Here is a 2472-nt window from a genome sequence, read left to right as displayed (position 1 = left end):
TGCCTGATGAGCATCAAAGCCCCGTGCTGCAGAGCAACCTTTGACTTACATCAAGGTTCTTGCCGATCAGGTTCTTTCTGATCCGAGCCGTGACGAATTCGTATCAATGAAGTTGTGCCTCAGTTGCAGCGCATGAAACAGCTCGACACCCAGTTGGTCGCAAATGAAAACCACCTCAAGTAGAGTCTGAAAATCCTCGCGAATTTGCACCAGCCTTCAGCCGTGACGTGTCAGAATTTTCGGAATGGCGTTAGAATAGGAGTTTAAAATTTCTAGCTACTTCTCGGCGCAAAATTGACGTTTCCTGGATTGAGGTCAATGGGTTGCCGCAAAACAAAACCCGCCGGGGTGAGCGGCGGGCCTGAGTTGGCTTGGGTTGCGGCGCCTACTGGACGGATTGCTTTTCCATTGTGCGACCGAGGTTGACGACGTTGTCGGCGATGACGCCGAGTCCGACCCAACGCTTCATTCCGGCGTCGCCTTTGTAGCGGCAACGATCGAGCCCGTGTCGCCGCTTGACCACGCTGATGCGTCCCTCGCATCCGGTCCGCCATTTCTGTCCGTTGCGGAACCAGCGCTTCCTCTGCTCTCGTTTGCGCTCAGGGCTTTTGGTCGAACGGTTGGGAATGCAGACGCGCTTGACGCCCTGGTCGTTCGCTGCTGCCTCGTTCTTGGCGGAGTAGAATGCGGCATCTGCTGCCACCATGTACGGCGGACGCCCCAGCATTGCTCGATGTATCTCGATGGCGGCTATCAGCAGGTCCGAATCGCTCGGACGCCGATCATAGACCTCGTAGTCGATCACGATTTGGTCCTCGGCCTCCTGCAACTTCACCATCTTGCCGAACTCGTTCGGCTTGCCGGCCTTGCCTTTGCGAATGATCTCCGTCGATGGCTCGAACAGGCTGAGTATCTTGCCTTCGGCGTGTGTGTCGCCGCGGAAGATACGCGCTCTCGTCTGCTTCATCACTTGCTTGACCAGCGACACCATCGCGTCGAGCTCTTGGCGCAGGCCTTCGAGCACCAACTGCTGCAGGCCGTTCCTTGCGCGCTTCGTTCCTTTGGCTACCTCTTTGGAGAACCGCTTCGCCTGTCCCACCACTCGGCTGGTCGCATTGAGCAGCTTGCCATAGGATTGATTGAGCTTCTCCCGGCTCTGCTTGGTTCTGGAGCGCGCCGCCCGGGCGATGTCCAGGACCCGCAGCTTCACGCTGCGACTGCGGTCGCGCAGCTTGGCGCCAGTCTCGCCGGCGATCTTGCCAATTCTTTTCATGGTGCGGATCAGAACCCGCACGCCATCGCCCAACAAGCTCGAATCGGTCGGATAGTGGACGTTGGTCTCCACCACGGTGGTGTCCACGCGCATTCTGCGCCCTGCCGCCAACCCGTTGGCTTGAACCAGCTTCACCAACCTTTGGTGAATCTGCTTGACCACCTCGGGTCCCACTGCCAGGCCCCAACGTCCCATCGTCTTTGCATCGGGCATCTTGCCGGCGCCGACGCGGGTGAAGTCGCGGTACACCAGATTGGCGCGCACCTCGCGCTCCAGCACGCCATAGCTCCAGTTGCGGATGTGCTTGAGGATCAACAAGCGCAATACCATCTCGGCCGGCGCGCCCAACCGACCGCGACTGCGGCTCTTGGGATGTCGCCTCGCCAGCGCTTCATACACCGCAGCTACGATCTGTTCATCCGCCAGCACCCGGTCGGCGGGTTCCATCCAACCTTCGCGAAGATCGCTCACTTCTTCGGCGATCAACCCGTCGCCAAAGCTGGGCTGCGCTCGGCGCATCTCAATCACGGTGTCCTCCCAAGCGCCTTCGACGCGGCTCCGGACGCAGCAAATCATGATTGAGTTCGCAAATGGTCTCGATCGATTGCTTCAGCTTCTGATAGTTGTTCAGCCAGCGGCGAACCTCGGCGACGCGCTCGCGACGCACGCTGAGTTGCCGCGTGCGTCCACCAGCATAGGTGACCGTCAGAACAAACACCCGGTGCCCTTCGCCACGCGCGCATTTCGGGCAGTCTTTGGTATGTCGGACGGTGCGCTCCAGCAGCGAGCCACGCAGCAATTCGCCGGTGACCGGCAGCTTGCCGACAAGCTTCTCGCGCGCTCGAAAGGATCGATCTCGAATCATTCATAAGAATGAATCAGCGGCAATGACGAACGTCAACATCAATTCCGTCCGGCCTTGCAGTTTTCCATCCCCCGAGCGATTCTCCCACAACAACCGCGCACTTCATTTTTGCGCCGGAAAGTAGCTAGACCTTGCCGACTTCCTTTGCGAAGGTATCACGCAACCCGATGGTGCGGTTGAACACCGGACGGTCGGCGGTAGCATCCTTGTCCCGCACGAAATAGCCCTGCCGTTCGAACTGCACAACCTCGGCCGAGTTGGACTCGGCGACACCAGCCTCAACCCTCGCGTCCTTCAGGATTTCCAGCGACTGGGGATTGAGGTCGGCGGTGAA

2 protein-coding genes and 1 pseudogene are annotated in these 2472 nt (G+C 59.2%); all 3 read right to left on the bottom strand.

Annotation, left to right across the window (positions count from 1 at the left end):
- Positions 1-385 precede the first annotated feature (385 nt).
- Positions 386-1792, bottom strand: coding sequence for an ISNCY family transposase (locus WB528_RS09025; protein ID WP_423888076.1), 1407 nt, complete (start codon positions 1790-1792; stop codon positions 386-388).
- Between the two features lies 1 nt (position 1793).
- Entirely contained in the window at positions 1794-2138 is a 345-nt protein-coding gene (locus WB528_RS09020) for a DUF6788 family protein (RefSeq protein ID WP_423888075.1), read from the bottom strand.
- 124 nt (positions 2139-2262) lie between these two features.
- Positions 2263-2472, bottom strand: a pseudogene (locus WB528_RS09015) (glutamine--tRNA ligase); the annotation flags it as partial.

This window comes from Bradyrhizobium sp., from assembly GCF_049586575.1.
Taxonomy (GTDB): Bacteria; Pseudomonadota; Alphaproteobacteria; order Rhizobiales; family Xanthobacteraceae; genus Bradyrhizobium.
The sequence above is the reverse complement of the archived record's forward strand: the minus strand, read 5'-3'. Positions and strand labels throughout refer to the sequence as shown.